The sequence below is a fragment of the Lysobacter antibioticus HS124 genome (assembly GCF_000336385.2).
GTDB lineage: Bacteria > Pseudomonadota > Gammaproteobacteria > Xanthomonadales > Xanthomonadaceae > Lysobacter > Lysobacter firmicutimachus.
Genome location: NZ_HG424493.1, coordinates 15956 through 40226 on the forward strand (window position 1 = coordinate 15956; position 24271 = coordinate 40226).

General features: G+C 69.8%; 14 protein-coding genes. 5 read left to right on the forward strand and 9 right to left on the reverse strand.

Annotated features, from left to right (window positions below):
* The first annotated feature begins 118 nt into the window (after positions 1 to 118).
* Positions 119 to 3274 (forward strand): discoidin domain-containing protein, encoded by a 3156-nt coding sequence (locus TX83_RS10260; RefSeq protein WP_064747891.1) that lies wholly within the window; start codon positions 119 to 121, stop codon positions 3272 to 3274.
* A gap of 226 nt (positions 3275 to 3500) precedes the next feature.
* Here TX83_RS10260 and pgl read toward each other — a convergent pair whose 3' ends face one another.
* The 3 genes from pgl to zwf all read right to left on the reverse strand — a co-directional run bounded on the left by pgl (position 3501) and on the right by zwf (position 6962).
* Positions 3501 to 4247 (reverse strand): 6-phosphogluconolactonase, encoded by a 747-nt coding sequence (gene pgl / locus TX83_RS10265; protein ID WP_079248158.1) that lies wholly within the window; start codon positions 4245 to 4247, stop codon positions 3501 to 3503.
* A 211-nt stretch (positions 4248 to 4458) separates the two neighbouring features.
* Positions 4459 to 5448: a glucokinase gene (glk, locus tag TX83_RS10270; protein WP_064747850.1), complete on the reverse strand. Its 990-nt coding sequence runs from the start codon at positions 5446 to 5448 to the stop codon at positions 4459 to 4461.
* Entirely contained in the window at positions 5445 to 6962 is a 1518-nt protein-coding gene (gene zwf / locus TX83_RS10275) for a glucose-6-phosphate dehydrogenase (protein WP_425606005.1), read from the reverse strand. The genes glk and zwf overlap by 4 nt, the downstream gene beginning before the upstream one ends.
* 389 nt (positions 6963 to 7351) lie before the next feature.
* On the opposite strand from zwf, the gene TX83_RS10280 reads away from it, so the two are divergent.
* Positions 7352 to 8455 (forward strand): ABC transporter ATP-binding protein, encoded by a 1104-nt coding sequence (locus TX83_RS10280; RefSeq protein ID WP_064747852.1) that lies wholly within the window; start codon positions 7352 to 7354, stop codon positions 8453 to 8455.
* Between the two features lie 329 nt (positions 8456 to 8784).
* On the opposite strand, the gene TX83_RS10285 is transcribed toward TX83_RS10280, so the two are convergent.
* From TX83_RS10285 to TX83_RS10295, 3 genes are all read right to left on the reverse strand, one after another.
* Positions 8785 to 11811, reverse strand: coding sequence for a TonB-dependent receptor (locus TX83_RS10285; RefSeq protein ID WP_222423753.1), 3027 nt, complete (start codon positions 11809 to 11811; stop codon positions 8785 to 8787).
* Between the two features lie 191 nt (positions 11812 to 12002).
* Positions 12003 to 12476, reverse strand: coding sequence for a hypothetical protein (locus tag TX83_RS10290; RefSeq protein ID WP_141233460.1), 474 nt, complete (start codon positions 12474 to 12476; stop codon positions 12003 to 12005).
* A 237-nt stretch (positions 12477 to 12713) separates the two neighbouring features.
* The gene (locus TX83_RS10295) at positions 12714 to 13499 is read right to left on the reverse strand and encodes a TetR/AcrR family transcriptional regulator (protein ID WP_064747854.1); all 786 of its coding nucleotides are present in this window, start codon (positions 13497 to 13499) and stop codon (positions 12714 to 12716) included.
* Between the two features lie 565 nt (positions 13500 to 14064).
* Here TX83_RS10295 and TX83_RS10300 point away from each other — a divergent pair.
* The 3 genes from TX83_RS10300 to TX83_RS10310 all read left to right on the forward strand — a co-directional run bounded on the left by TX83_RS10300 (position 14065) and on the right by TX83_RS10310 (position 16853).
* Positions 14065 to 14598: a hypothetical protein gene (locus TX83_RS10300; protein WP_064747855.1), complete on the forward strand. Its 534-nt coding sequence runs from the start codon at positions 14065 to 14067 to the stop codon at positions 14596 to 14598.
* 37 nt (positions 14599 to 14635) lie between these two features.
* A complete protein-coding gene (locus TX83_RS10305) occupies positions 14636 to 16156 on the forward strand; it encodes a T6SS phospholipase effector Tle1-like catalytic domain-containing protein (protein ID WP_075575099.1) in 1521 nt (506 codons plus the stop codon).
* 136 nt (positions 16157 to 16292) lie between these two features.
* Entirely contained in the window at positions 16293 to 16853 is a 561-nt protein-coding gene (locus TX83_RS10310; RefSeq protein ID WP_064747856.1) for a hypothetical protein, read from the forward strand.
* A 198-nt stretch (positions 16854 to 17051) separates the two neighbouring features.
* Here the strand turns inward: TX83_RS10310 and TX83_RS10315 are convergent, their stop codons facing one another.
* The 3 genes from TX83_RS10315 to pgmB form a co-directional block, all read right to left on the reverse strand.
* A complete protein-coding gene (locus tag TX83_RS10315) occupies positions 17052 to 18296 on the reverse strand; it encodes an MFS transporter (RefSeq protein WP_064747857.1) in 1245 nt (414 codons plus the stop codon).
* A gap of 217 nt (positions 18297 to 18513) precedes the next feature.
* Positions 18514 to 20940 carry a TonB-dependent receptor gene (locus TX83_RS10320; protein WP_064747858.1) on the reverse strand — a complete coding sequence of 809 codons (2427 nt, stop codon included), beginning with the start codon at positions 20938 to 20940 and terminating at the stop codon, positions 18514 to 18516.
* An 85-nt stretch (positions 20941 to 21025) separates the two neighbouring features.
* Positions 21026 to 24040, reverse strand: a complete 3015-nt coding sequence (pgmB, locus tag TX83_RS10325; protein WP_064747859.1) for a beta-phosphoglucomutase — start codon at positions 24038 to 24040, stop codon at positions 21026 to 21028.
* Between the last annotated feature and the right edge of the window lie 231 nt (positions 24041 to 24271).

Sequence of the window (24271 nt, forward strand, 5' to 3'; positions counted from 1 at the left end):
CCGCGCGGGCCGCGGCCCAGAGGTGCGAACGATGGCGAAACCCTGCAGCGCGGCGGCGGCCGCGCGCCCGGCCGCGGTGCGGCCGCTGCGGATCGGCGCTGCGGCGCTGCTGATCGCGATGTGCTCGCCGCTGCCGGTTTTCGCGCAGGCCGCTTCACGCCTGCTCGACGGCTTCGAATCGGCGGCGCCGTGGACGGTGGTGGCCTCGAACCAGGTCAGCGCGAGTCTGCGCCCGGTCGAGGGTGCCGAAGGGCGCGGCCTGTGCCTGGACTACGACTTCAACGGCGTGTCCGGCTATGCCGGTTTGCAGCGCGAGCTGCCGCTGGAGTATCCGGACAACTACCGTTTCGATGTCCGCCTGCGCGGCGATTCGCCGGACAACGACCTCCAGTTCAAACTGGTCGATGCCAGCGGCGACAACGTGTGGTGGGTCAACAAGCCGCGCTACGCCTATCCCAGGTCGTGGACGCCGGTGACCTACAAGCGACGCCACATCGGCCGCGCCTGGGGGCCGGCGCCCGATCCGCTCCTGCGCCGCAGCGCCAAGCTCGAATTCACCGTCTACAACAGCGTCGGCGGCAAGGGCTCGGTGTGCTTCGACGAACTGCGTTTCCAGGCCCTGCCCAAAGACGACGGCGCGCCGTTGACCGGTGCGGTCTCGGCGACGTCCAGCGCGGCGGGCAGCCGCGCGGCGTTCGCGGCCGACGGCGATCCGGCCACCGCCTGGCGTGCCGGCTTCCAGCCTGCGCCGCATCCGGCGCTGACCCTAGACTTGGGCCGGGTGCGCGAATTCGGCGGCCTGGCGCTGCAATGGGCGGCCGACGGGTTCGCCTCGGATTACCGGATCGAGCTGTCCGACGACGGCAAGCGGTGGCGCGAAGCCTATGCGGTGACCGCCGGCAACGGCGGCACCGATCTGCTGCCGCTGCCGGAGAGCGAGGCGCGCTATCTGCGCCTGCGGCCGCTGCGCGGCAGCGGTCCGGGTTTCGGCCTGGCGGAGATGAGCGTGCAGCCATTGGCGTTCGCGGCGACGCCGAACGACTACGTCCGGCAATGGGCGCAACGCGCGCCGCGCGGCGATTATCCGCGCGGCTTCATCGGCGAGCAGCCGTACTGGACCCTGTTCGGAACCGATGGCGGCGCGGTGCAGAGCCTGATCGGCGAGGACGGCGCGATCGAGCCGAACAAGGGCGGATTCAGCGTCGAACCCTTCCTGCTGACCGACCGCGGCGCGGGCGTTTCGGCGCACGGCCGGCTGCTGACCTGGGCCGATGCCCAGATCGGCCAGAACCTGCAGGACGGTTATCTGCCGATCCCCGGCGTGTCGTGGCAGGCCGATGGCCTGCGCCTGGACATCGTCGCGTTCGCGCCCGAAACCGGCGCCCCCGGCGAGGACCAACGCATCGTCGCCCGCTACCGATTGCGCAACGACGGCGCACAGGCGCGCGATGCGACCCTGGCCTTGGCGCTGCGGCCCTTGCAGGTCAATCCGCCGACCCAGTTCCTCAGCACCACTGGCGGCGTCGGCGCGATCGGCACGATCCAGCTCGATCTGGCGGCGGGCCGGGTGAGCGCGGACGGCCGGCCGGCGCTGCAGTCGCTGAGCCCGGTCGCGGCGGGTTTCGCCACCGCCCTGCACAGCGGCGAGGCGGTCGAACGCCTGCGCTCGCCGGCGCCGTGGCCGGACCAGGACCGGGTCGACGATCCGACCGGGCTGGCGTCGGCGGTGCTGTTGTACCCGATGCGGCTGGCGCCCGGCGAAACCCGCGAGGTCGCGGTGGAGCTGCCCAGGCGTGGCGACGGCTTCTGGCCGCAACGCGATCCGGCGCTGGCGGAGCAATGGCAGCAACGCACGGCGGCGCTGTGGCGCGAGAAGCTCGACAAGGTCCGCTTGCGCGTTCCCAAAGCCGGTCAGCACGTGGTCGACACCTTGCGCACCGGCCTGGCGCACATGCTGATCAGCCGGGTCGGCCCGCGCCTGCAGCCAGGCACGCGCTCTTACGCGCGCGCCTGGGTGCGCGACGGCGCGATGATCGGCGAAGGCCTGCTGCGCATGGGGCGCGAGGACGTGGCCGAGGAATTCCTGCGCTGGTATGCGCCGTACCAGTTCGACAACGGCAAGGTGCCGTGCTGCGTCGACGACCGCGGCAGCGACCCGGTGCCGGAGAACGACAGCCACGGCGAGCTGATCTTCACCGTCGCCGAGGTCTATCGTTACACCCGCGACCGCGCCCTGCTCGAGGCGATGTGGCCGCACGTGGCCGGCGCGGTGCGCTACATGGACGAGTTGCGCCTGAGCGAGCGCACCGAGGCGAACCGCGCGCGCAACCCGGCCTTCTACGGGATGATGCCGGCGTCGATCAGCCACGAAGGCTATTCGGCCAAGCCGATGCATTCGTACTGGGACAATTTCTGGGCGTTGCGCGGCTACAAGGACGCGGTCGACATCGCCCGGTGGCTGGGCAAGGACGAGCAGGCGCGCGCCTTCGCCGCATCGCGCGACGAGTTCCGCGCCGACCTGTACCGTTCGCTGGAAACCGCGGCGCAGGCGCACCGGATCGACTATCTGCCGGGCGCGGCCGAACTCGGCGATTTCGACGCGACCTCCACCACCATCGCGCTGGCGCCGGGCGGCGAGCAAGGGCTGTTGCCCGAGCGCTTGCTGCGCAACACCTTCGAGCGCTACTGGAAGGAGTTCGTCGAACGCCGCGACGGGCGCCGGCAATGGAAGGACTACACCCCGTACGAGCTGCGCACCATCGGCAGTTTCGTCCGCCTGGGCTGGCGCGAGCGCGCGCACGAAGCGCTGGCGTTCTTCTTCAAGGACCAGCAGCCGCGGGCCTGGAACCAGTGGGCGGAAGTGGTGTCGCGCACGCCGCGCACGCCGTTCTTCGTCGGCGATCTGCCGCATGCCTGGGTCGAGTCGGACTATGTGCGCTCGGCGCTGGATCTGTTCGCGTACACGCGCGATCGCGATCATGCGCTGGTGATCGGCGCCGGCGTGCCCGGGCCCTGGCTGGCGGGCGAGGGCGTGTCGGTCGAGGGGTTGCGCACGCCTTACGGCGCGCTGGGCTATCGACTGCGCCGCGACGGCAAGCAACTGCGGCTGAGTCTGGCGTCCGGGCTCGACCTGCCGCCAGGCGGGGCGGTGCTGAAGTGGCCGTATGCCGACGCGCCGGGAGCGACCAGGGTGAATGGAAAGGCCGCAACGTGGAACGGCGACGAATTGAAGCTGGAGCGTGCGCCGGCGGAGGTGGTGGTCGAGGTGCGTTGAGGCGTACGCGCGGTTCCGGCGATAGGTGAGGGCGTCTCAGGGGCCGCACGCGATTTCCGGTTGCGAGGCCACCAGACCGCCACGTTGTTGCCTGCAGGTGCGCGGTCGCGGTTCGCGCCGCTCCTATCCCTTGCGGCGGTGTTCGGTGTCGATCATTGGCGACGGCATCGGGCTCTGCGCGTTCCTTGTCGCGCCTCACGCCGCTCCTGCAGGAGGGCGGCGGCGCTCAGGGGGACCAATGCACGTCGAGCGGATTCGGGCCTTGCAGGCCGATCAGCACCGGCCAGCGTTGCACGTCGCCGCTGGCCAGTGCGTGCAGGAAGGCGTCTCGCTTGCTCTCGCCCTGGATCAGCAGGAACCGCGCCTGCGCCTGGGCCAGGCCGCGCGGGGTCAAGCTGATGCGGCGGCGCCAGTCGCGGGCGCCGGGGCAGCCTTCGGCATCGACCGCGACATAGGCCTGGCGCGAGGCCAGGGCGCGCTCGAGGCCGAGCATATCGGGAAACAATGAGGCGGTGTGGCCGTCCTCGCCCATCCCCAGCACCACCGCGCCGGCCGGTTGCAGCGCGTGCGCATTGGCGGCGGCGACCGCTTCTTCGATGCGCTGTCCGGGCCGGGTCAGTGACTCGAAACGCGCGGCGGCGGCGTTGTCGCGCAGCAGGTGCTGGCGCACCAGCCAGGCGTTGCTGTCCGGATCGCCGGGTTGCAGCCAGCGTTCGTCCACCAGGGCCACGTCGACACGCGCCCAATCCAGCGGCGCGCGCGCCAGGGCGCGGTAGACCGGCGCCGGCGTGGTGCCGCCGGACAGCAGCAACCGTGCGCGCGGCCGCCGTTGCAGCTCGCGCCGCAGCTCGGCGGCGATCGCCACCGCGCAGGCCCAGGTCCAGTGATCGACGCTGCGGTGCTCGTGCCAACGATACGGCGCGGCCACGGTCTGGGCCGGGTCGTGCGGGACGGGCTGGGTGTCCTCGAGCATGGGCGGATCTTCGCACGGCGTTCTTTAAAACGGCGTTTGCGCGAGGGCGCCGGCCAGCGGTCCGGGCGGGCCGCACGAACGTCCGCACCGTCGCCGCCGGAACCGGAAGCGCGCCGTCGTCGCAGTCGCGGCCGCCGCGGCTGGACGGTCCGGCGTGGAGACGAGCGGCCGGGCGGTCAGCCGCGGCCGTTGGGGACCTCGCCGCTCGCCGTTACACCGCCGGCGCCGGTGCGCGTTGCGCCGCCAGTGCTGCGGCGCCGAGCAGACCCGGCTGCGGATGGGTCACCGCCAGGGTCGGGATCCGCGCCATGGTCGGCGAGAACCGGCCCTTGTGTTCGAAGCGTTGGCGGAAGCCGGAGTGGGCCAGCCACGGCATCAGCTTGGGCACCAGGCCGCCGGGCAGGAACACGCCGTCCCAGGCGCCCAGGGTCAGCACCAGGTCGCCGGCGGCGGCGCCGAACACCGCGCAGAACAGATCGATCGCGCGCAGGCAGCGTTCGTCGCCTTCGCGCGCCATCGCGGTGATGTCGGCCGGCTGCAGCGGGCCGGGATCTTCGCCGGCGATCTGGCTCAGCGAGCGATGCAGGTTGACCAGGCCGCTGCCGCTGATCAGGCGTTCGTTGGAGACCCGGCCGAATTCGCCCGACAGGCGTTGCAGCACTTCGATCTCTTCCGGCGTGCCGGGAGCGAAGCTGACATGGCCGCCTTCGGTCTGCAGCGGGTAGTAGCGGCCGTCGCGGCGCAGCAGGCCGCCGACGCCGAGGCCGGTGCCCGGGCCGATGATGGCGTAGGTGCGGTCGCGGTCGTCGTCCCAGCCGTTCCAGCGCGCGCCGCCGATCGGCACCACGTCGGTGGGTTGCAGCAGCGACACCGCCATCGCCTGCGCGGTGAAATCGTTGACCAGGTCGATCCGGCTCAGGCCCAGGGCCTGGCGGGTGCGCTCGGCGGAAATCACCCAAGGGTGGTTGGTGATCCGCGCCTCGTCGCCGTCGACCCGGCCGGCGACCGCGAACACGCCGTGGCTCGGCGTCGCGCCGGTGCGGTCGAGGTAGTGGCGCGCCGCATCGGCCAGCGAGGGAAAGTCGGCGACGGCGAAGATCTGCACGCTGTCCGCGCACAACTGCGGGCGTGCGCCGTCGGTCGTCGACAGGGCGAAGCGGGCGTTGGTGCCGCCGATGTCCGCGAGCAGGGCGCCGCTCATGCGCGACCTCCGCGCTGACCGTTGACCGGGGGCAGGAAGGCCTCGGCTTCGGCCGGGCCCCAGGACCCGGCGGGGTACTCCAGCACCGGCTGGCGGTTGCGGCTCCAGGCCTGTTCGATGCTGTCGATCCACTGCCAGGCCGCTTCGATTTCGTCGTCGCGTACGAACAGGGTCTGGTTGCCGCGCAGCGCGTCCACCAGCAGGCGTTCGTAGGCGATGCGCCGCTGCGGCGAGGTCGACATCGACAGGTCCAGCGACATCGGCCGCAGTTCCAGCGCGCCCCATTCCGGCGCGGCCAGGCTGCCCATCAGGCCCAACTCGATGGTCTCGTCCGGCTGCAGGCGCATGCGCAGGTGGTTGGGGCGCTCGCGGCCGCGCTTGGGGCGGTCGAACAGCCAGTGCGCGACCGGGCGGAACGACACCACCACCTCGGTCGCGCGCTCGGCCAGGCGCTTGCCGGTGACCAGCCGGAACGGCACCCCGGCCCAGCGCCAGTTGTCGATCCAGGTCTGCACTGCGACGAAGGTCTCCACCGGTTCGTCATGGACGAAGCCCTTGACCGCGCGGCCTTCGACCACGCCGGCGCCGTAGCGGCCGCGCACGGTGTGCTGGGCCACGTCGGCTTCGCTCATCGGCCGCAGCGCGCGCAGCACCTTGCGCTTCTCGTCGCGGATGCTGTCGGCGTCCAGCGCCGAGGGCGGTTCCATCGCGATCAGCGCCAGCAACTGCAGCATGTGGTTCTGGACCATGTCGCGCAGCGCACCGTAATGGGCGTAGTAGCCCTCGCGGCCGTCGACGCCGGCGGTCTCGCCGACCAGGATGTCGACCGACTCGATCCAGCGGTGCTGCCACACCGCCTCCAGCAAGGTGTTGCCGAAGCGCAGGGCGAGCAGATTCTGCACCGCCGCCTTGCCCAGGTAGTGGTCGATGCGGAAGATCCGCGACTCGTCCAGGCATGCCTTGAGCGCGGCGTTGATCGCGCGCGCCGAGGCCAGGTCGCGGCCGATCGGCTTTTCCAGCACCAGCCGCGATTCGCCGTCGAGCAGGCCGGCGGCCTTCAGCCCCTGTGCGCAAGGCACGAACAGGTCCGGCGGCGTGGCCAAATAGCTGACGCTGGGGCGGTCGGCGTAGGCCGACAGCGCCTGCGCGATCGCCGCTTCGTCGCGCAGGTCGACCGAGACGTAGGCGATCCGCGCCAGCAGGTCCTCGACCACGCCGGCGTCGTCGGCGACCTCGGCCGCCATGCGGTCGCGCAGCCAGGCGCGGAATTCGTCGTCGCTCAGTTCCTGGCGGCCGACCGCGACGATGCGGAACGTCGTCGGCAGCAGCCGGTCGCGCCACAGATGGATCAGGGACGGAAACAGATAACGCTGGGAGAGATCGCCGGTGGCGCCGAACAACAGCAGGGTGTCGTGCATGGAACGCGCGGACCAAAGGGGGAAGGGGGAACTCGAAGGATCGCGGTGCGCCTTGCGAGGTGCCGCAGGCGCGGGCGCCGGGACGGGGTCAAGCATATCGCCGCCGGGGCGTCGCGCGACATAGCGGCCGATCGCTGCCGCGCGTCGCGCGCCGGGCGCGGCGACGGCGCATTCTTGTCGGCACATCTCGGCGGCGTTCCGCATCGTCGCCGACGATCGCGGCGTGGGAGGCGGGCAGCGCCATGGCGTGGCGGGCTCGGGCCATGCGGAGGGGCCACGAGCATCGGCGACGGCATGAAGCGGCGAGCGGGTTCACGCGCGACCCTGCGTGCGGGTACGGTGGGCGCGGCGGCGGCGAGGGGCGGACATGGAGCGCTCCCAGGATCGCGGCACGCCGTCGGGGCGTGCATGAAAACGGTTACATGGCAGAATAGCCCAGGGCGGCGCCGATTGCACCGCCGCGTTCGTCTTCGTCGGGAGAGTTCATGGCCAAGGTCACCCTGGATCGTCTGCGCAAGGTTTATCCGAACGGTTATGTCGGCGTGGCCGATGCCAGCTTCCAGATCGAAGACGGCGAACTGCTGGTGCTGGTCGGGCCGTCCGGCTGCGGCAAGTCGACCCTGCTGCGCATGGTCGCCGGCCTGGAGACGATCAGCGAAGGCGAACTGCGCATCGGCGAGCGTCGGGTCAACGAGGTGGCGCCGAAGGACCGCGACATCGCCATGGTGTTCCAGAGCTATGCGCTGTACCCGCACATGAGCGTGGCCGAGAACCTCGGCTTCGGCCTCAAGCTGCGCGGCGCGGGCAAGGCCGAGATCGCCGAGCGGGTCGGCGCGGCGGCGGCGATGCTGGAACTGGAGCCGCTGCTGCAACGCAAGCCCGCGGCCCTGTCGGGCGGCCAGCGCCAGCGCGTCGCTCTGGGCCGGGCGCTGGTGCGGCAACCGCAGGTGTTCCTGCTCGACGAGCCGCTGTCCAATCTGGATGCCAAGCTGCGCATGGGCATGCGGGTGGAGATCGCGCGCCTGCATCGCCAGCTCGGCACGACCATGATCTACGTCACTCACGATCAGATCGAGGCCATGACCCTGGGCCATCGCATCGTGGTGATGAAGCAGGGCCACATCCAGCAGATCGACACGCCGATGGCGCTGTACGAGCGGCCGGTGAATCTGTTCGTGGCCACCTTCCTCGGCAGCCCGAAGATGAACACCTTGTCCGGTCGCGTCGACGAGCGCGGCGACGGCTTGGTGTCGAGGGTCGCCGAGGGCATCGAGCTGCCCTTGCCTGCGTCCGGTGCCTTGGCCGATACCCTGCGCGGCTATGTCGGCCGCGAACTGATCGTCGGCCTGCGCCCCGAGCACCTGCGCCCGGCCGCGCCCGGCGCCGCCACCCTGGCGACCCGGGTCGAAGTGGTCGAACCGGTCGGCAACGAAGCCTTCCTCAACCTGCGCTGCGGGCGCGACGAGATCGTCGTGCGCCTGCCGCCCTACGATCTGCCCAAGGTCGGCGACGAATTGCATCTTGCCTACGAGGCCGAGCGCATGCACTTCTTCGACCCGGTCAGCGAGTTGGCTTTGGGGCGGGGGTAGGGAGTGGGGATTGGGGATTGGGGATTGGGGATTGGGGGCGGCGCGAGCCGCGACCGCGAAATGCCTTAGGCCGCCGCTGCATCCCGGGCCCGCGTTGCGCCTCGCTCTTGCAGGAGCGGCCTGCCGCAGGAATCGGCTCCGGTCATAAGCCGCGATCGTGGGTTTGCATGCCGCCGCGCTCCGTTCGCTGCGCGGTCGCGGCTCGCGCCGCTCCCGTCCCCCTGCGGCGGCCGGACGCCCGGAAGGCGGCCCGCGCCGTGCCCGCAGGAGAGGGGAGACGGGCACGACGCAGGCCGCGAAACTGACTCGATTCGCGTCGGAACCGACGCTCAGTAGAACCCCTTGCGCACGCTCAGCCCGACGATGCGCGGGTCCAGGGTGAACACGTTGGTGGTCAGGCCGCTGTCGTCGCTGTTGACGAAGGCGTCGGTGATCGGGGTCTTGTCGAAGGCGTTCTTGACGTACAACTGCACGCTCAGGTCCGACTGCGGCCGGTTCAGGGTCAACGAGAAATTGGCGTTGCTCCACGAGCGCAGGCGGTCGTTGACCGTGTTGTAGACCCGGGCATAGCTCTTGCTCTGGCGGTAGTAGTCGCCGCGCAGGGTGAGGTCCCAGTGCTCGCCGAGCAGGAAGGTGTACTGCGCGCCGAGGTTGAAGGTCAGCCGCGGCGCGTTCGGCAGCTCGTTGCCGCCGAGATCGGCGTAGAAGCCCTGGCCGCCGTTGGGGCCGTCGGTGCGCGGGTCGTAGCTGAAACCCAGCAAGGACTCGTAGAACCCGCCCGGCAGCAGATCGCCGCCGAGGAAGAACCGGGGGCTGCAGAAGTTGTTGAGGATGGTCGGGGCGATGTTGTAATCGCCGGCCACGGCCAGGATGCGCTCGACATAGTCCTTGGGCGCGACGCAGTTGGACGCCTGCTGCAGCCAAGGCCGCACCACCACCCAGTCCGGATTGCCCTGGGTACGGTCCATCACGTCGATCGAGCGTTCGCCGTCGGCGATGCGGGTCTTGAGCCAGCCCAGGTTGGCGTCCAGGCGCAGCCGTTCGGTCGGCTTCCAGGCCAGCTCCAGCTCCAGGCCGTAGGACGTCGCGTCGAAATTCTCGTTGAACGCGCTGCGGTCGACGATCTGCGAGACCTGATAGTCGCGGTAGTCGTAATAGAACGCCGACGCGTTGAACTGCAGTTTGCCGCCGGCGAAGCTGTTCTTGGTGCCGATCTCGAAGGCGTTCACGTACTCCGGTGCGAAGGTCGTGTCGCGGGCAATGAAGCCGAGGAATTCCGGATCGGCGCCGATGCCCGGCGAATTCGTCCCGCCGGCCTTGTAGCCGCGCGCCAGCGAGGCATAGACCAGGGTGTCGTCGGTGAAAGCCAGGTCCGGCTTCCAGTCCAGCACCAGCCGGCCGGTGAACTTGCCCCAGCTCTGGCGCACATCGGGCAGGGCCGGGTAGCCGCTGTTGACCAGGCCGCCGCCGCGCAGCCCCGGCGCCAGCAGCAGTTGGCTCGGCACCGGCGTGGTGATTTTGGTGTCGTCGGTGTAGCGCAGGCCGGCGGTCAGCTTGACCGTGTCCGACAGCTGCCAATAGCCCTCGCCGAACACCGCCCAGGAACGGGTGCGGGCGATGTTGCGGCTGCGGAAGTAGTTGTGGCCCTGGCCGTCGATGCGGTCGATCGGGTTGGGGTCGATGTACACGCACTGCAGGTAGAACGGCAGGCTCGGGTCGAGGTTCTGCGGGCAGTCCATCGGCGGATAGCCGGCGATGCCGCGCAGCGCGTCCTGGTTGTAGAAGCCCTGGGCGAGCAGGGAGAAGATGTTGTTGAAGACGTAGTAGTCCTCGTCGATCTCGAAATCCAGGTAGTTGGCGCCGACGTTGAAGTTGAAGCGACCGTCGAAATCCGACTGCAGGCGCAGTTCCTGCGACCACTGCTTGCTGCGCGCACGGCTGAGATCGACCGCCAGGTAGCCGCTCGAGGGGCCGAGTTGCGGGTCGGTATAGACCCCGCCCGGCGTCAGCGCGAACGCGGGATTGCCCTCGTCGTCGACCGCGTCGCCGGAGTCGCTGAAGATCGGCACCGAGGCGAAGCGGCCGTAGTCCTGGGTCGAGTAATAGTCGTCCTTGGAGTACGCGCTTTGCGAGACCAGGCTCAGGCCGTTGCCGAGGTCGAAGTCGAAATTGAGCTGCACCACGTCGTTCTCGGCCTTGAAGCGCGGGTCGTAGGTGGTCGCGATCTCGCGCAGGTCGCGCGACTGGCGGACGTCGCCGAACGGGTCGATCGGCGCGGTCACGCCGCCGCGCAAGGCGTAGACGAAGTCGCTGAAGTCCGGCAGCCAGCCGAGCTTGACGAAACCCGGCGCGACCAGCATCTGCGGCAGGCTGGCGCCGTTGGGCGTGCCGAAAGCGCCCTCGTCGTAGAGCGAGCCGGGCAGGCAGGCCTGGCTGAGGTATTCGCGATAGAACGGCGCATCGGTCGCGGTCGCGCCGACCCGTTCCGGGCCGGGGTCGCGATGGCACAGCTGCTTGCCGGTGCGCGAGCGCCGGTCGTCCTCTTCGAAATGCTCCCAGACCAGGCTGGCGCGTACGCGCTCGTTCGGCGTCCACAGCGCCGAGCCGCGCGCCGACCACAGGTCGCGGTCGTTGACGTCGCGACGGGTGACGGTGTTGTAGTCGTAGCCGTCGCGACGGGTCCAGGCGCCGGCCAGGCGGAACGCCAGCGTATCGCCGGCCGGCAGGTTGACCATGCCGGCGACGCGGCGGCTGTCGTAGTTGCCGATCTCGCCCTTGAGATTGGCCTCGACACCGTCGAGGCTGGGCAGGCTGGGAATCATGTTGACCACGCCGCCGGTGGCGTTGCGGCCGTACAAGGTGCCCTGCGGGCCGCGCAGCACTTCGATCCGGTCGACGTCGAAATACTCCTGCTCGAACAGTCGATTGCGGATCAGCGGCGTGCTGTTGAAACTCACCGCCACACCGGGGTCGGTGGTCACCGACAAGGCCTTGGTGCCGACGCCGCGGATGGAGAAGTTGTAGCTGGCGAAGTTGCTCTTGGAGAACGTCACGTTCGGAGTCGCCCGCAACAGCTCGGCGCCGCCTTCGATCTTGAGCTCGTCCAGCGATTGGGCGCTGAACACCGACAAGGCGATCGGCACGTCCTGGATGCGTTCGGCGCGTTTCTGCGCGGTGACGATGACCGCGTCCAGGGTGGTGGCGTCGGCGCTCGCGGTTTGGCCGGGCGGCGCCGCCTCCGGCGCGGGCGCGGCGCCCTGCTGGGCGGCGGCCTGCATCGCCAGGCCGGACAGCAGCGCCAGCAGCAGGGCGCGCCGCCGTGGCATCGGACGGAAGCGTGGATGGGTTGACGGCATCGGGTATCCCCTCGTGGATGTGGCGAATGGCGTTGCGCGCGGCGCGCCCGGACGCGACCGGCCTGCGCGCAAGGCGTGCGGCGAACGGACGACGGATGGACGACGGATGCGGCCGCGGGCCTTCCCCTGGAGCGGCTGCGGCGGCCGCGGGCGGCTGCGCAAGGTCCGGAGCCTTGCGCAACCGCGCAGGCTTACGGCCAGACGATGCCGACGGTCGGCCAGGTGCTCAGCGTGCCGCTGACCCGGCAATTGCCGGGCAGCACGGTGTCGAAGGTGAACACGCCGCCGACCAGGGTGCCGCGGACCGTGCCCTGGCAAGCGATCAGGCCCAGAGCGACCACGCGTACGTTGCGCAACTCACCGGTGGTGGGCGAGGTGGGTACCAACTGCCAGGTGTTCTGGCCCTTGATGACGCTGCAGATCAGCGAGCTGCCGACGAAGGTCGAGGCCGGGCCGTTGATGGTGCCGTTGCCGAAAGCGTCGATGCTGCCGTAGAAGGTCGACGTGCAGGGGCCGCCGACGCCGCCGGGACCGGTGAGGTTGGTCGGGCCGCTGGCGCTGAAGCCGCTGTTGACCGGGGTGAGCGACGCCGCCGACGCCGTAGTGGCGACGAACGCGGCGACGCCGATCAGGGAGCCCAACACGAAAGTTCGGATTGCGGGCATGAGCTAGTCTCCAAACAGGCTGGAAGGGGAGGTGCAAAGCACCGTGTCGCCGCGAGCGCTGTGCCGCGACGGGTCAGGACGGCCGCGCCGCGACGCATGCGGCGGAGGCTGGGGGCGGACCGCCGGGAGCGTCGCGATGCCCGCGTGGCATCGCCCGGTGATCCGCAGGCGCCGGTCCTGGGCCGACGCTATTCGCTGGTCTTTACCGCCGCGGAGGCGGAGCGCGTCCCGGCGGGATCACGCCTCCACCACCTCGACCGCCCACGGCGGCAGGATGCCCGAGGGTTTGCGCGCCGCGGCCTGCGCATCGGCGGCCTGGGCCGCGGCGTCGGCGAGCAGCACCACGCGCTCGACCTTGCCGATCTGTTCGGCGTTGCCGAACGGCTCGGTCAGGGTCGGCGAGATGAAGGTGATCAAGCGCGCCAGCATCAACGAGTCGCTGACTTCCTCGCCCATGCACAGCGCGGCGATCAGCTCGTCCATGTTCTCGCCGGCCAGTACGCCGGCCAGCGCCTTCAGGCACAGGTGCAGGCGCATGCCCAGTTCGTTGCGTGACAGGTACGGCAGCGCGCGGGCGAAGGCTTCGAAGTAACGGCCGAAGATCGGCTGGTAATGCTCGCGCAGGTAGCCGCGGATGAACGGCGAGGGGTCGCTGTAGACGCGGCCGAGCAGGCGCACGAAGGCCGGACCGTTGGCGCTGTTGCGGCCCATGCGCAGCGCCGGAACGAACAGCGCGCTGAGCACGGCGTGCGCGTCCATCGATTCGGCGCCGTAGCGTTGTTCGCAAGCGTCCAGCAGGCGCAGGCGCTCCTGGTTGAGGCGGTCGAAGCGTTCCTGCAGCAACTCCTGGACCAGCGCCTCCTTGCTGCCGAAGTGGTAGTTGACCGCGGCCAGGTTGGTCACGGCGCGGCCGGTGATCTGGCGCATCGACATGGCCTCGTAGCCGTGTTCGATGAACAAAGCCTCGGCCGCCTCGAGCAGGCGGGCCTTGGTATTGCCGGGCAGCAGCGGTCGTGTGTTCATCGGCGCTCGGAGGCTGGACGCGGCGGCGCCCGTGGGCGGGGCGGTCGGACGCGCGTTTTGGGCGGCATTGAAGGAACGTTTGAAGGGGCGATTTGAAGGTCGGCTCGATTGGATGTTTGAGTACGGGTTTCAAACGGCTGTTCCAACGCACGTCGCCGTATGTGGCACAGCGCCCGACGGTGAAATCGCGCCGGCGCGCACTGTCTGGCGCGGCCGCCGCGGCGAATGTCGGAATTTGCTACGCATAACGCAGAATCGGGCGCGAACGCCGTCCGTTTTTTTCTCGACACGGCCCGGATCTTGCTGCTGCGCAACGCGCGGCTGCGGTCGCGCAGGCTGGCGGCGGTGCGGTACGTCGATACGCCCTGTGCTCGATCCGTACAGTGGGCGGGGCCGGGCAGGGAGTGATAACGTTCAGCTTCCAGGAGGGACCCCGATGGATCGTCTGCCCGCGACCGGCCGCCGCACCGCAGCCGCGCCCCGGACCGCCGCGCAGACGCGCCGTGCCGCCCGGGCCGCGGCCGCTGCGCTGGTCCTATTCGCCGCCACAGGATGTCAAACCGCCATGTCCACGTCCGCCGCTTCCAGCTCCGCCGCCTCGGCCGCCGCCGGCACTTCGGCCGAATGGCCGCTGCGCTTCCAGCGCCATCGCTTCGGCGCCTACTGCTTCGACACCTGGGGCTGCCAGATCGTCTACAACGGCTTCCCGCACGGGCGCTCCGAACCCGAGACCTTGAGTCCGTCCGCCGCGTCCTATGGCGACGATCTGCGCCAGCGGATGAAGGGCGGGCACTTGGACATCCGTAATTTCCCCGGTCCGGCCGAGGTGCGCTGGCGCTCCAAGGACAAGACCGAGCACGAGGCCCGGATCGACATCGCCGAGATCTTCCGCGACCAGCTGGTGCGGCACGAGGTCGCGCGCGAGGACATCGCCGAGGGCGCCAGCATCGGCGAGCCGGAGATCATCCTGGAGGTCGACGACCGCACCATCAACGTCTACAGCCGCTGCTTCATTCCGCTGAAGCGGCCGATGGACCCGGGCAATCCGCACAGCGACTACCGCGCCGATCTGATCAAGGTATTCAGCCGCAGCTACTGACCGCCCGTTCGGGCCGCAGGACTAAGGAGAGTTTGCGATGGGCGGTGGAAAGCATCCGGACGGGGTCGAGACCTATCCCGCCGACCGGCACGACCTGGACAGTTACCGCGAGGCCAGCGCCGAACTGGCGCGGCTGCAGGCGCCGTTGCTGCTGGATTCGAACAACCCGCATGCGCGTTTGTTCGTGGCCGCGTTCGACGGCACCGGCAACAGCATGTACAAAGACGACCCCAAGAACCACACCAACGTCGCCAACGTGGTCCAGCAGCTGGAAGCCGGCCTGCACCGCAACGTCGGCTTCGGCTACGTCGAAGGCCCCGGCACCCAGGACGGCTGGTTCGCCAGCACCCGCGACATGGCCACCGGCCGCACGTTCGAGCCGCGCGTCGAGCGGATGTACCAACAGTTCGCCGAACAGTCCAAGCAGTGGCTGCGCGAGGACCCGCAGGCGCAGATCAGCGTCGCCGGGATCGGCTTCAGCCGCGGCGCCGAGCAGGAAGCGGCGTTCGCGCGCCTGGTCCACGAGCGCGGCATCCAGGATCCCAGCGGCGCGCAGTATCGCTACGACAGCGCCCGCAACATCGTCGGGGTCGAGTACACCAAGCCGCCGTTGGTGCCGCCCGGGCAGGTGGCCCAGGCCGTGGGACTGTTCGATCCGGTCGGCACCGGCGAGCCGCGCCTGCACGACCGGCGCCTGCCGCCGTCGGTGGTGTCGGGGTTCCAGATCACCGCCGAGGACGAGCGCCGCGACCATTTCAAGTCGACCAGCCTGCTGCGGCCCGGCTTCACCGAGGACTCGCGCTTTCTCAACGTCACCGTCGGCGGCGCGCACAGCAACATCGGCGGCAGCTACGAGCTCAACGGCTTGTCGATCCGCAGCGGCAACCTGATGACCGATTACCTCAACAGCCTCAGCGACCGGCCGCTGCTGGACAAGCGGGTGGAACCGGACGATCCCTCGCTCAACGTGGTCCATCGCTCGGACAAACATCAGTTCTTCTACACCACCCGCAGCTTCCGCGACGGCGAACGCGACCGCATCGATCTGGTCGCGAGCAAGCAGCAGCAAAAAGACGGTTCGGTGGCCGATCCCTACCGCAAGGAGCCGATCGATCCCGAACTGGACGCCCGCTTCGAGCGCCGCGGCGTGCCGATCGGCGCCGCGCCGGTGCGCTTGGGCGCGCTCGACGCCGGCCAGCCCATTCAAGTGCAAGGCGGGCCGGCGCAGGGCGGCCGTGGGCCGGGCGGCGACGAGGTCGAGCGCAGTTTCGATCGCATGGTCGAGGCCGCGCGCAACCGCGACAGCGCCGGCTTCCGCGCCGCGACCCAGGACTACGCCCAGTCCGAATCCGGCCAGGCCTGGTTGCAGGGCGGGCGCGAGCAGTACCGGCAGCAGCAGGAACAGCAGCGCCAGCAACAGGATCAGAACCCGGCGCGCGCGGCCGAACGACCGCCGCTGCAGGAGGCTCCGCCGGCGCAACAGGCTCAGCCGCCGGCACCGACCCAGCAACTTCCGCAATCCCCGTCGCCGCCCGCGCCGCGCCTGCCGGGAATGTAAAGAACGCGCTTCACCCACGGTGGTCCGAAGCGCGTTTTCCGGCGCACGCTTTTAAAGGCATGCCTTTGAAGCCACGCTACTCAACGGCACGTTTTTTCCAGAACACGATTTCAAGAGCACGCTTACGGAGATCCTCGTGCAGGACGCGCAAGACCTGAAACGCCTCGCCGCCGACCTGGCGGTTTTCGCCCAGCATCTGCAGGAACAGAGCGAACGTGCGGTCCAGCACGTCGACCGCAGCGCCGACGAGCTGCAACGCACCGCCCAGGGCATGGGCGCCGGCGCCGAACTGCTGGCGCAGCAGATCGCCCAGGCGGTGCGCGCCCAGGCCCAGGAAGCCATCGGCCGCGGCGCCGAACAGACCTTCGCTCCGATCGGCGCGCAACTGCGCGAAAGCGCCGAGACCGCCCAGCGCGCGGCGCAGGCGATCGAGGAACAGCGCAAGTCGCTGCAGCGTTCGCAGCAGCATCTGCTGTACAAGGGCGTGATCGCGCTGCTGGTCGGCTCGGTGCTGGCGGTCGGCGCCAGCGCGTACTTCGCCCGCAAGTCGATGCGCGAGATCGAGCGCGCCAAGTTCGGCGCCGACATCCTCGAGGCCTCGCGCACCGGCACGCTGACCCGCTGCGACGGCAAGCTGTGCGCGCGGGTCGGCAAGCGCTGGGGCACGAAGGGCGAGTACGTGTTGCTGGAAGAGTAAGCCCGCGCCGTCTGCCGTCTGCCGTCGCCTGCGGTCGCGGGCACGACGGCGGCGGAAGGCGCCGGAAACCTTGGCTGCCGTCATCCCCGCGAACGCGGGCTGCGGGGCTCATCGCGGCGCGACTCCAGCGCCCCCGGCCGCCGCTTTCGCGGGCACGACGGGCCCGGAAGCCGGCGGCGGCAAAGACCCAGCCTTCGTTCACGCCGCCGCCGCGACCGCGGCTTCGGCGCGCCGGCTGTGCCGCTTGAGCAAGGCGATCGCCAACAGCAACAGCGCCATCGGCAGCAGCGACAGGTAGAACGCGGTGCCGCCGCCGAGGCGGGCGAACAACTGGCCGGTGAGGAACGAGCCGGTGGTGCCGCCGAGCGCGGAGAACACCACGATCAGGCCGGTCATCGCCGCATGCCGCGACTTCGGCAGCGAACTCAGTACCACCGAGTTGATCGCCGGATAGATCGGCGCCATGAACAGGCCGATCAGCGGGAACACGTAGGCCGCCAGCGGCGCGTGCGCCCAGGTCATGGACGGGTTGGGCCGGGCGTCTGCGGCCAGCGGCAGAGCCATCACCACCAGCGCGGCCATCGCCGCCACGCAGGTCATCAGCAGCCAGTGCCACGGCACCCGGCGCAGGGCCAGGCCGGCGCCGAGCCGGCCCAGCGCCAGCGATACGGCGAAGATGCTCGCCGCCTGCACGCTCATGGTGGTCGGCAAGTGCAGGATTTCGCGGTTGAAGGTCGGCAGCCAGGTGCCTACGCTCTGTTCGATCAAGACATACAGGAAGGCCGAGGCCAGGAACACCGCGACCAGCGGCTGGGCGACCAAGCGGAACATGTCGAGGAAGGACTCGCCGGCGGCATGGCCGTCGCGCGCGGCCCGCTCGTCCAGGCGCGAGCCGGCCAGCAGCAGCACGATCGCCGCGCACAGCGCCGCCAACAGCCAGTACACCCGCAGCCAGACCGGATCGCCGGGCGACTGCGGATCGATGAACCAGGCGAAGATCCAATAGCCGGCGAGCACGCCGACCATGAACCAGCCTTCGATGATGCTGGTCAGGCTGGCGTGCTGCTGCTTGCCCTCGGTCAACAGGCCGATCGAGGAGTACACCGAAACCTTGACCAGGGCGAAGGCCACGCCGGTCGCGGCGAACAGCAGCTTGGTCATCCAGAACGAAGCCAGCAGCGGCATCAGCGCGCAGGCGGCCCCGACCAGGGCCAGCCCGAGCATCATCGCCCGGCGGTAGCCCAGGCGCGGCATCAGGGCGGCGGTCAGGAACGAGACGACCGCGATCGGCAGGTCCTTGAAGGCTTCCAGGATGCTGGCCTGGCTCTTGTCGATGCCGAAGCCCTGGATCGACTGCAGGATCACCGTGCCGACGCTGTTGAGCAGGATCCCGAACACCATGTAGGTGAGGATCATCGCCAGGATCGTGCGGCCTCGGTTCATGCGGGCGTGGCTCCGGTGGGCGCTCCGGCGCGGGGCCGGATCAAGCGAATAAAAGACCGTTCGCGGCGGCTTGCCAAGTGCGGACGCCGGAGAGAGGGGCAGGGCGACTGCCGCGAGCTCCAGCCGCCGCCAACGGTGAGGTCAGGGCGGGGTCCCGGGGCCGCGTGGCGCGGTCCCGGGCCGGGCCGCGCCGCCGGGCGGCGGCGCGGGCACCGGATCACCAGCGGTAGGCGGCGGAGAACAGGTAGGAGCGCCCGGCGATCGGACGGCCCATGAACACGCCGCCGGTGGCCGCGCCGGGCACGCGCACGTTGCCTTCGGTCAGGCCCAACTCGTTGGTGACGTTGCTGCCGGTGAAGGCGAACTCCCAGTTTTCGCCGACGTGCAGGTTCGCGCCGATGTCGAGCGTGTCGTAGGAGGGCAGCTTCTGGGTGTTGGCCAGGTCGGCGTAACGGTCGCCGATGCGCGAGTAGGTGGCGAAGATCTTCAGGTCGCCGAACGGCAGGGTCCAGTAGTAGCTGGGGGTGAAGCGGAACTGCTGCTTGGGCTGGCGCATCACCTGGTTGCCGGTGAACTCGCGGTAGTTCTCGTACTGCGCGTCCAGCCAGATCCCGGTCAGGGTCAGTTCCAGGCCGCCGATCGGACGCACCGCACCTTCCACTTCCACGCCGTAGGCGCGCGAGTCGCCGACGGTGGTGAAGTTGGTGCCGTCGTCGAGGAAGGCCTGGAACGGGGAGTTGGTGAACTTGTTGTAGAACGCGGTCAGGTACAGGTCGTAGACGTTGTTGCCGGACTTGAAGCCGAGCTCGTACTGGTCGATTTCCTGGGTCTTGGTGTTGCCGTCGCGCAGGTTGTCGAACGCCGGCAGCTTGTAGCCCGAGTTGGCGCGGGCGAACACGCTGCTGGTGTCGTTGAGCTTGTAGTTCAGGCCCAGGGTCCAGGAGAAGTGATGATCGTTCTGGTCGATGCGCCGGCTGGTCGGCAGCGAGATCGAAGTGGCGTTGTCGTACAGCGTGTTCGGATTGCCGTCCAGGTCGACCGTGGCGGTGTCGTGCACGGTCCCGTCGACCTGCTGCCATTCGTAGCGCACGCCGCCGTCCAGGCGCAGGCGTTCGTTGATCTGCCACTCGTCGGCCAGGAACACCGCGGTGTTCTGGCCGTCGTAGTCGCCGCGCAGGGAGAAGAACGAAGTGCCGACGAAGCCGTCGCGGGTGACCTGGCGGCCGTCGGCCAGGCGCAGGTCGATCCGCCGCGCGTTGTTCTGCGCGGTCAGCAGCATGTTGTTGCCGAGATACCAGGTGTCCTTGGACGAGTAGCGCGCGTAGTAGACGCCGGCGGTGAAGGTATTGCCCTCGAACAGGTCGCGGCTGAAGCGCAGATCGTTGGTGAACGACTCCAGCTCCTTGTCGACCACCCAGAAGCCGGCGGTCAGCACCTGCTGGTTGGGATCGACCGCGCCGCCGCCGTTGACGTAGGTGGCGGTGCCGGCGCTGCCGAAGCCGGCGATGTAGTCGGCCATGCGCCGGGGGCTGGCGCCGGTGAACAGGCCGTTGGTCGGGGCGCTGCCGCTGACGTAGTTGACCCGGTCGCTGATGGTCCAGTCGCCGACGTAGAAATCCATCGAGGCGCCGAACACGTCGAGGTTGATGCCGCGGCCCTCGGCCAAGTCGCGGCGGATGCGGGTGCCGGGGCCGGTGGGGATGTCGACGTGGCGGAAGTCGTTGCCGAGCAGGGTGCCGGTTTGCGCGTCCAGGCCCGGGAAGCTCGACAAGCTGCTGCCGTTGTTGCGCGACAGCAGCGGAATCGGGGTGAAGAAGGCGTTCTTGTCGTTGGTGTGGCGGGCGTAGACCGTGACCTCGCCGCTGTCCCAGCTGTGGGTCAGGGTGGCGCTGAGCTGGCCGCCCTTGTCGGCCGGGAACTGCGTGTCGCGCACGCCGTCGGTGACGCGGTAGAAACCGCCGACGCTGTAGTACCAGCCTTCGCCGAGCTTGCCGCTGTTGAACAGATCGACGCGGCGGAAGTTGTCGCTGCCCAGGCCGATGCGCACGCTGCCGGCCGGCTCTTCGCCGCCCTTCTTCTGGATGAAGTTGACCGTCGCGCCGGGCTGGCCGTTGGAGAAGATCGGGCTCGGGCCGCCGCGCAGCACTTCCATGCGCTCGACCGTGTCGTCCATCCGGAACAGGGTCGAATTCTCCAGGAACGACAGGGTCGGCGGCGGATACAGCGGCGCGCCGTCCATCTGCACGGTTACGAACGGCGCGTCGCCTTCGGAGGGCATGCCGCGCACGAAGATGTTGGCGCCGGTGCTGCCGCCGGCCGATTCGGCCCACACGCCGGGCACGACCTTGAGCGCGTCGGCGGTGCTCAGCGGCACCGCTTCCTGGATCTGCTCCAGCGAGGCGGTGGTGATCGAGAAACTGGCGTCGCGCTTGCGCAGGCCCTTGAAGCGCGCGGTGCCGCTGACCACGATCGCGTCGAGGGTGGTGGCCGACTCCTTGCCGTCGGCGGTCGCGGCGGCCGGCGCGGCGGGCTGCTGGGCCGCGCTTTCCTGGGCCAGGACGGCGCCCGGGGCCAGCGCGGCGGCGATCGCCGCGGACAGGGCGTAGCGGATCAGGCGAGCTTGCTTGGACGATGCGCGTTGCATGGTGTTCTCCCCACTCATCTGAAGTTCTCTTGCTCGGATTGCGGTTGGCGGTCGGGTCTGCCGCGGCGGTGCATGCCGCGCGCGGTCAGGGCGAAACGAAGGCGTCCAGATCGAAGCCGGCGATCGCGTCGAGGCAGGCGTCGGCGCCGGACAGGGCGGCCGGGGCGCCGATGCCGACTGCGGCCATGCCGGCGCGCTTGATCGCGATCACGCCGGCGGCGGCGTCCTCGATGCCGATGCATTGCGCCGGAGGCACGGCGAGGGCGGCGGCGACGTCGAGGAAAATGTCGGGTTCGGGCTTGGCGCGGGCGATGCGCGCGGCATCGGCGATGTAGTCGAAACGCCGGCCGATGCCGAGCCGTTCCAGCAGGGCGGCGGCATTGCGGCTGGCCGAGGCCAGGCCGAGCTTGAGGCCGCGGGCGCGCGCCTGTTCGAGCAGGCGCTCGACGCCCGGGAACAGATCGGCCGGAGTAACGGCGGCGATCGCCTCGACGTAGTAAGCGTTCTTGCGCTCGGCCAGGGCCTGCTTGGCTTCGGCGCTGAGCACTCGTCCGGCGTGGCGCAGGATGATCTCCAGCGAGGCCATCCGGTCGACGCCCTTGAGCTGTTCGTTGACGTGCCGGTCGAACGGCAGGCCCTCTTCGTCGGCCATGCGCTTCCAGGCGCGGTAATGGGTCTGGGCGGTGTCGGTCAGGACCCCGTCGAGATCGAAGATCAGCGCTTGCGCGGGACGCGGGAAGCTCTGCCGCACCGGGCCGCCCGGCGCCGCCAGGGGCGCGCGCTGCGGTTCGTCGACGCGCAATCCGATGCGCCGGCCCGCGTGCTCGATGCTCAGCGGCGCGCCGTCGAGCAGGCGGTACTCCACGCCGTCGCGATCGATCTTCAGGCGCAGGCGCCGGCCGCGCCAGCGCAGGCCGAAGCCGTAGCCGCGCCAGCCGGCGGGCAGGGTGGGGGCGAAGCTCAACTGTCCGTCGTGGCTGCGCAGCCCGGCGAAACCGGCGCTCAGGCCCAGCCAGGTGCCGGCCAACGCCGCCATGTGCACGCCGTGGTCGGTGTTGCCGTGCAGATCGTCGAGGTCGACGCGCAGGTTGTCGTTGAAAAAGCGTTCGGCCTGCGCGGGGTGGCCGACTTCGCTGGCGAGAATGCCGAACACCGATGCCGACAGGGTCGAGTCGTGGGTGGTGACGGCTTCGTAGTAGTCGTAGCTGCGGCGCTTGATGTCGGCGGGAATGCCGTGGCCGGCCAGGACCAGGGCCATGACCACGTCGGCCTGTTTGCAGATTTGGTGCCGGTACAGGCTCAGTGGGTGGAAATCCAGCAACAGCGGGCGATGCTCGCCCTCGCGGCGCGGGAACGGCCAGCGCGGCTTGCTCAGGAAAGTGTCGTCCTGGGCGTAGATGCCCAAGGCCGGGTCGTAGTGCAGGAACATGGTCTCGCCGGCGCGCCGCCACAGCGCCGGCTCGTGCGCCTGCACGCCCAGCCGCGCGGCCAGCGCCTGCGCCTGGTGGGGGCGCCGTTCCTGCAACAGCTCCCAGACCTGCGCGGCGCGCAGCAGATGCTGCTGGGCCATGCGGTTGGTGTAGAAGTTGTTGTCGACCAGGGCGGTGTACTCGTCCGGGCCGGTGACGCCGTGGATGCAGAACGCGCCGCCGCGGCGGGCGTCGAAATGGCCGACCTGCGGCCAGATGCGCGCGGTTTCGAACAGGATCTCGGCGCCGCTTTCGAGCAGGAAGTCGAGGTCTTCGGTGGCGTCGAAGTACAGGCCGATCGCGTACGCGACCGCGGCGTTGATGTGGTAGGCGGCCGAGCCCGAGGGATAGTGCGCCGAGCATTCGCCGCCGGTGATGGTGCGCCAGGGGAACAGGGCGCCGTGCGGGTGGTTCATCTCGCGCGCGTGCCGGCGCGCCGGCTCCAGCGCCGCGTAGCGCGCGTGCAGCATGGCGCGCGCGACGTCCGGCGCGGTGTAGACCATCACCGGCAGCATGAAGGCCTCGGTGTCCCAGAAATAATGGCCTTCGTAGCCCTCGCCGGTCAGGCCCTTGGCCGCGGTGCCGTTGACGCCGTCGCGGCCGGCCGACTGCAGCAGGTGGAACAGATTGAAGCGCAGCGCCTGCTCGGCCGCGGCGTCGCCGTCGATCGACAGTTCGGCGCCGCGCCAAAAGTGCGCCAGCGCCGCGGACTGGCGCGCGGCGAGCGCGTCGAAACCGAGCGCGGCCGCCTGTTCCAGCGCGCTTTGCGCGCGCTGCACCAGCCCGGCCTCGTCGTTGTGGCTGAGGTAGGCGACGAACTTCTCCAGGCCGACGCTTTGCCCGGGTTGCAACTGCGCTTCGTAGCGTTGCCGGACGGCGTCGCCCTCGACGCCGGCCTGCGCCGCGTGGAGTCCGGCGGCGATGCGGTGGCCTTGCGCGCAGACCACGCGCAGATTGCTGCGCCGGGTGGATTGCAGGACGTGCGCGCCGTGTGCGTCGGCGTGCGCCGACAGCAGTTGCAAACCTTCCGCCGACGCCACGCCGATGCGCGGGTCGTCGCCTTGCTCGGCGGCCTGATGGCCGCATTCGATCGCCGAGACCAGGCTCAACGGGCCGCTGTAGTCGATCGATTCGACCCGATAGCGGATCGCCAGCAAGTCCACGCCGTCGTGGCCGCTGTCGAACGGCAGCACGCGTTCGGCATGGATCTGCAGGGTCTGGCCCTGCGGCGTGCGCAGGCGCAGGCGGCGCGCGCTGCGGCCGTGGCGCAGGTCGAGGCTGCGTTCGAAGTCCAGCCACTGCGCCCGGTCCGGCTCCAGGCGCTGGGCGCCGAGCCAGACCGCAATGCGCTGGCCGTCGGCGACCGGCAGGCGGGTGTCGGTGTGGCGGGCGAAACCGGGGAAGCGCTCGTGGTAGTGGATCGGGTGCTTCTCGTAGACCGCAGCCAGGAAGCTGCCGTCGCTGCCGCCGGCGGCCTCTTCGAAGCCGCCGCGCACGCCCAGGGAACCGTTGGCGAGCGCGAACAGGGTTTCGTCGCGACGACGCCGGGCCGGGTCGAATCCGCGCTGCTGCAACAGCCAGGCATCGGCGACGACATCGGGGGAGGGCGACTGGGTTTGAGGCTGGGTCACGCGGGGCGGGTCCTGGAGCGGCGTTGCGCGGACCCTAGGGATCGACTGTTATCGATGTCAAGTTATCGATAACAGTCTTGCGATTCAATGTGCTCTCGACGGCTGCTCGGCGACCGCTTTCAGGGCCGTCCGGACGTTGTGCGAACGAATCGGATCAATTGCTTAGCCGTATGTTGCGGCGCGTCATGCGCGAGCCTGCGAACGCCTTGCGCGCGTTGCGTCGCAACATGA

Excerpts from the sequence above, each read along its gene's own strand:
- TX83_RS10260 (WP_064747891.1), top strand. The coding sequence starts at position 119 with ATGTGCTCGCCGCTGCCGGTTTTCGCGCAGGCCGCTTCACGCCTGCTC.
- pgl (WP_079248158.1), bottom strand. The coding sequence starts at position 4,247 with ATGCTCGAGGACACCCAGCCCGTCCCGCACGACCCGGCCCAGACCGTG.
- glk (WP_064747850.1), bottom strand. The coding sequence starts at position 5,448 with ATGAGCGGCGCCCTGCTCGCGGACATCGGCGGCACCAACGCCCGCTTC.
- zwf (WP_425606005.1), bottom strand. The coding sequence starts at position 6,962 with ATGCTTGACCCCGTCCCGGCGCCCGCGCCTGCGGCACCTCGCAAGGCG.
- TX83_RS10280 (WP_064747852.1), top strand. The coding sequence starts at position 7,352 with ATGGCCAAGGTCACCCTGGATCGTCTGCGCAAGGTTTATCCGAACGGT.
- TX83_RS10285 (WP_222423753.1), bottom strand. The coding sequence starts at position 11,811 with ATGCCGTCAACCCATCCACGCTTCCGTCCGATGCCACGGCGGCGCGCC.
- TX83_RS10290 (WP_141233460.1), bottom strand. The coding sequence starts at position 12,476 with ATGCCCGCAATCCGAACTTTCGTGTTGGGCTCCCTGATCGGCGTCGCC.
- TX83_RS10295 (WP_064747854.1), bottom strand. The coding sequence starts at position 13,499 with ATGAACACACGACCGCTGCTGCCCGGCAATACCAAGGCCCGCCTGCTC.
- TX83_RS10300 (WP_064747855.1), top strand. The coding sequence starts at position 14,065 with ATGTCCACGTCCGCCGCTTCCAGCTCCGCCGCCTCGGCCGCCGCCGGC.
- TX83_RS10305 (WP_075575099.1), top strand. The coding sequence starts at position 14,636 with ATGGGCGGTGGAAAGCATCCGGACGGGGTCGAGACCTATCCCGCCGAC.
- TX83_RS10315 (WP_064747857.1), bottom strand. The coding sequence starts at position 18,296 with ATGAACCGAGGCCGCACGATCCTGGCGATGATCCTCACCTACATGGTG.
- TX83_RS10320 (WP_064747858.1), bottom strand. The coding sequence starts at position 20,940 with ATGCAACGCGCATCGTCCAAGCAAGCTCGCCTGATCCGCTACGCCCTG.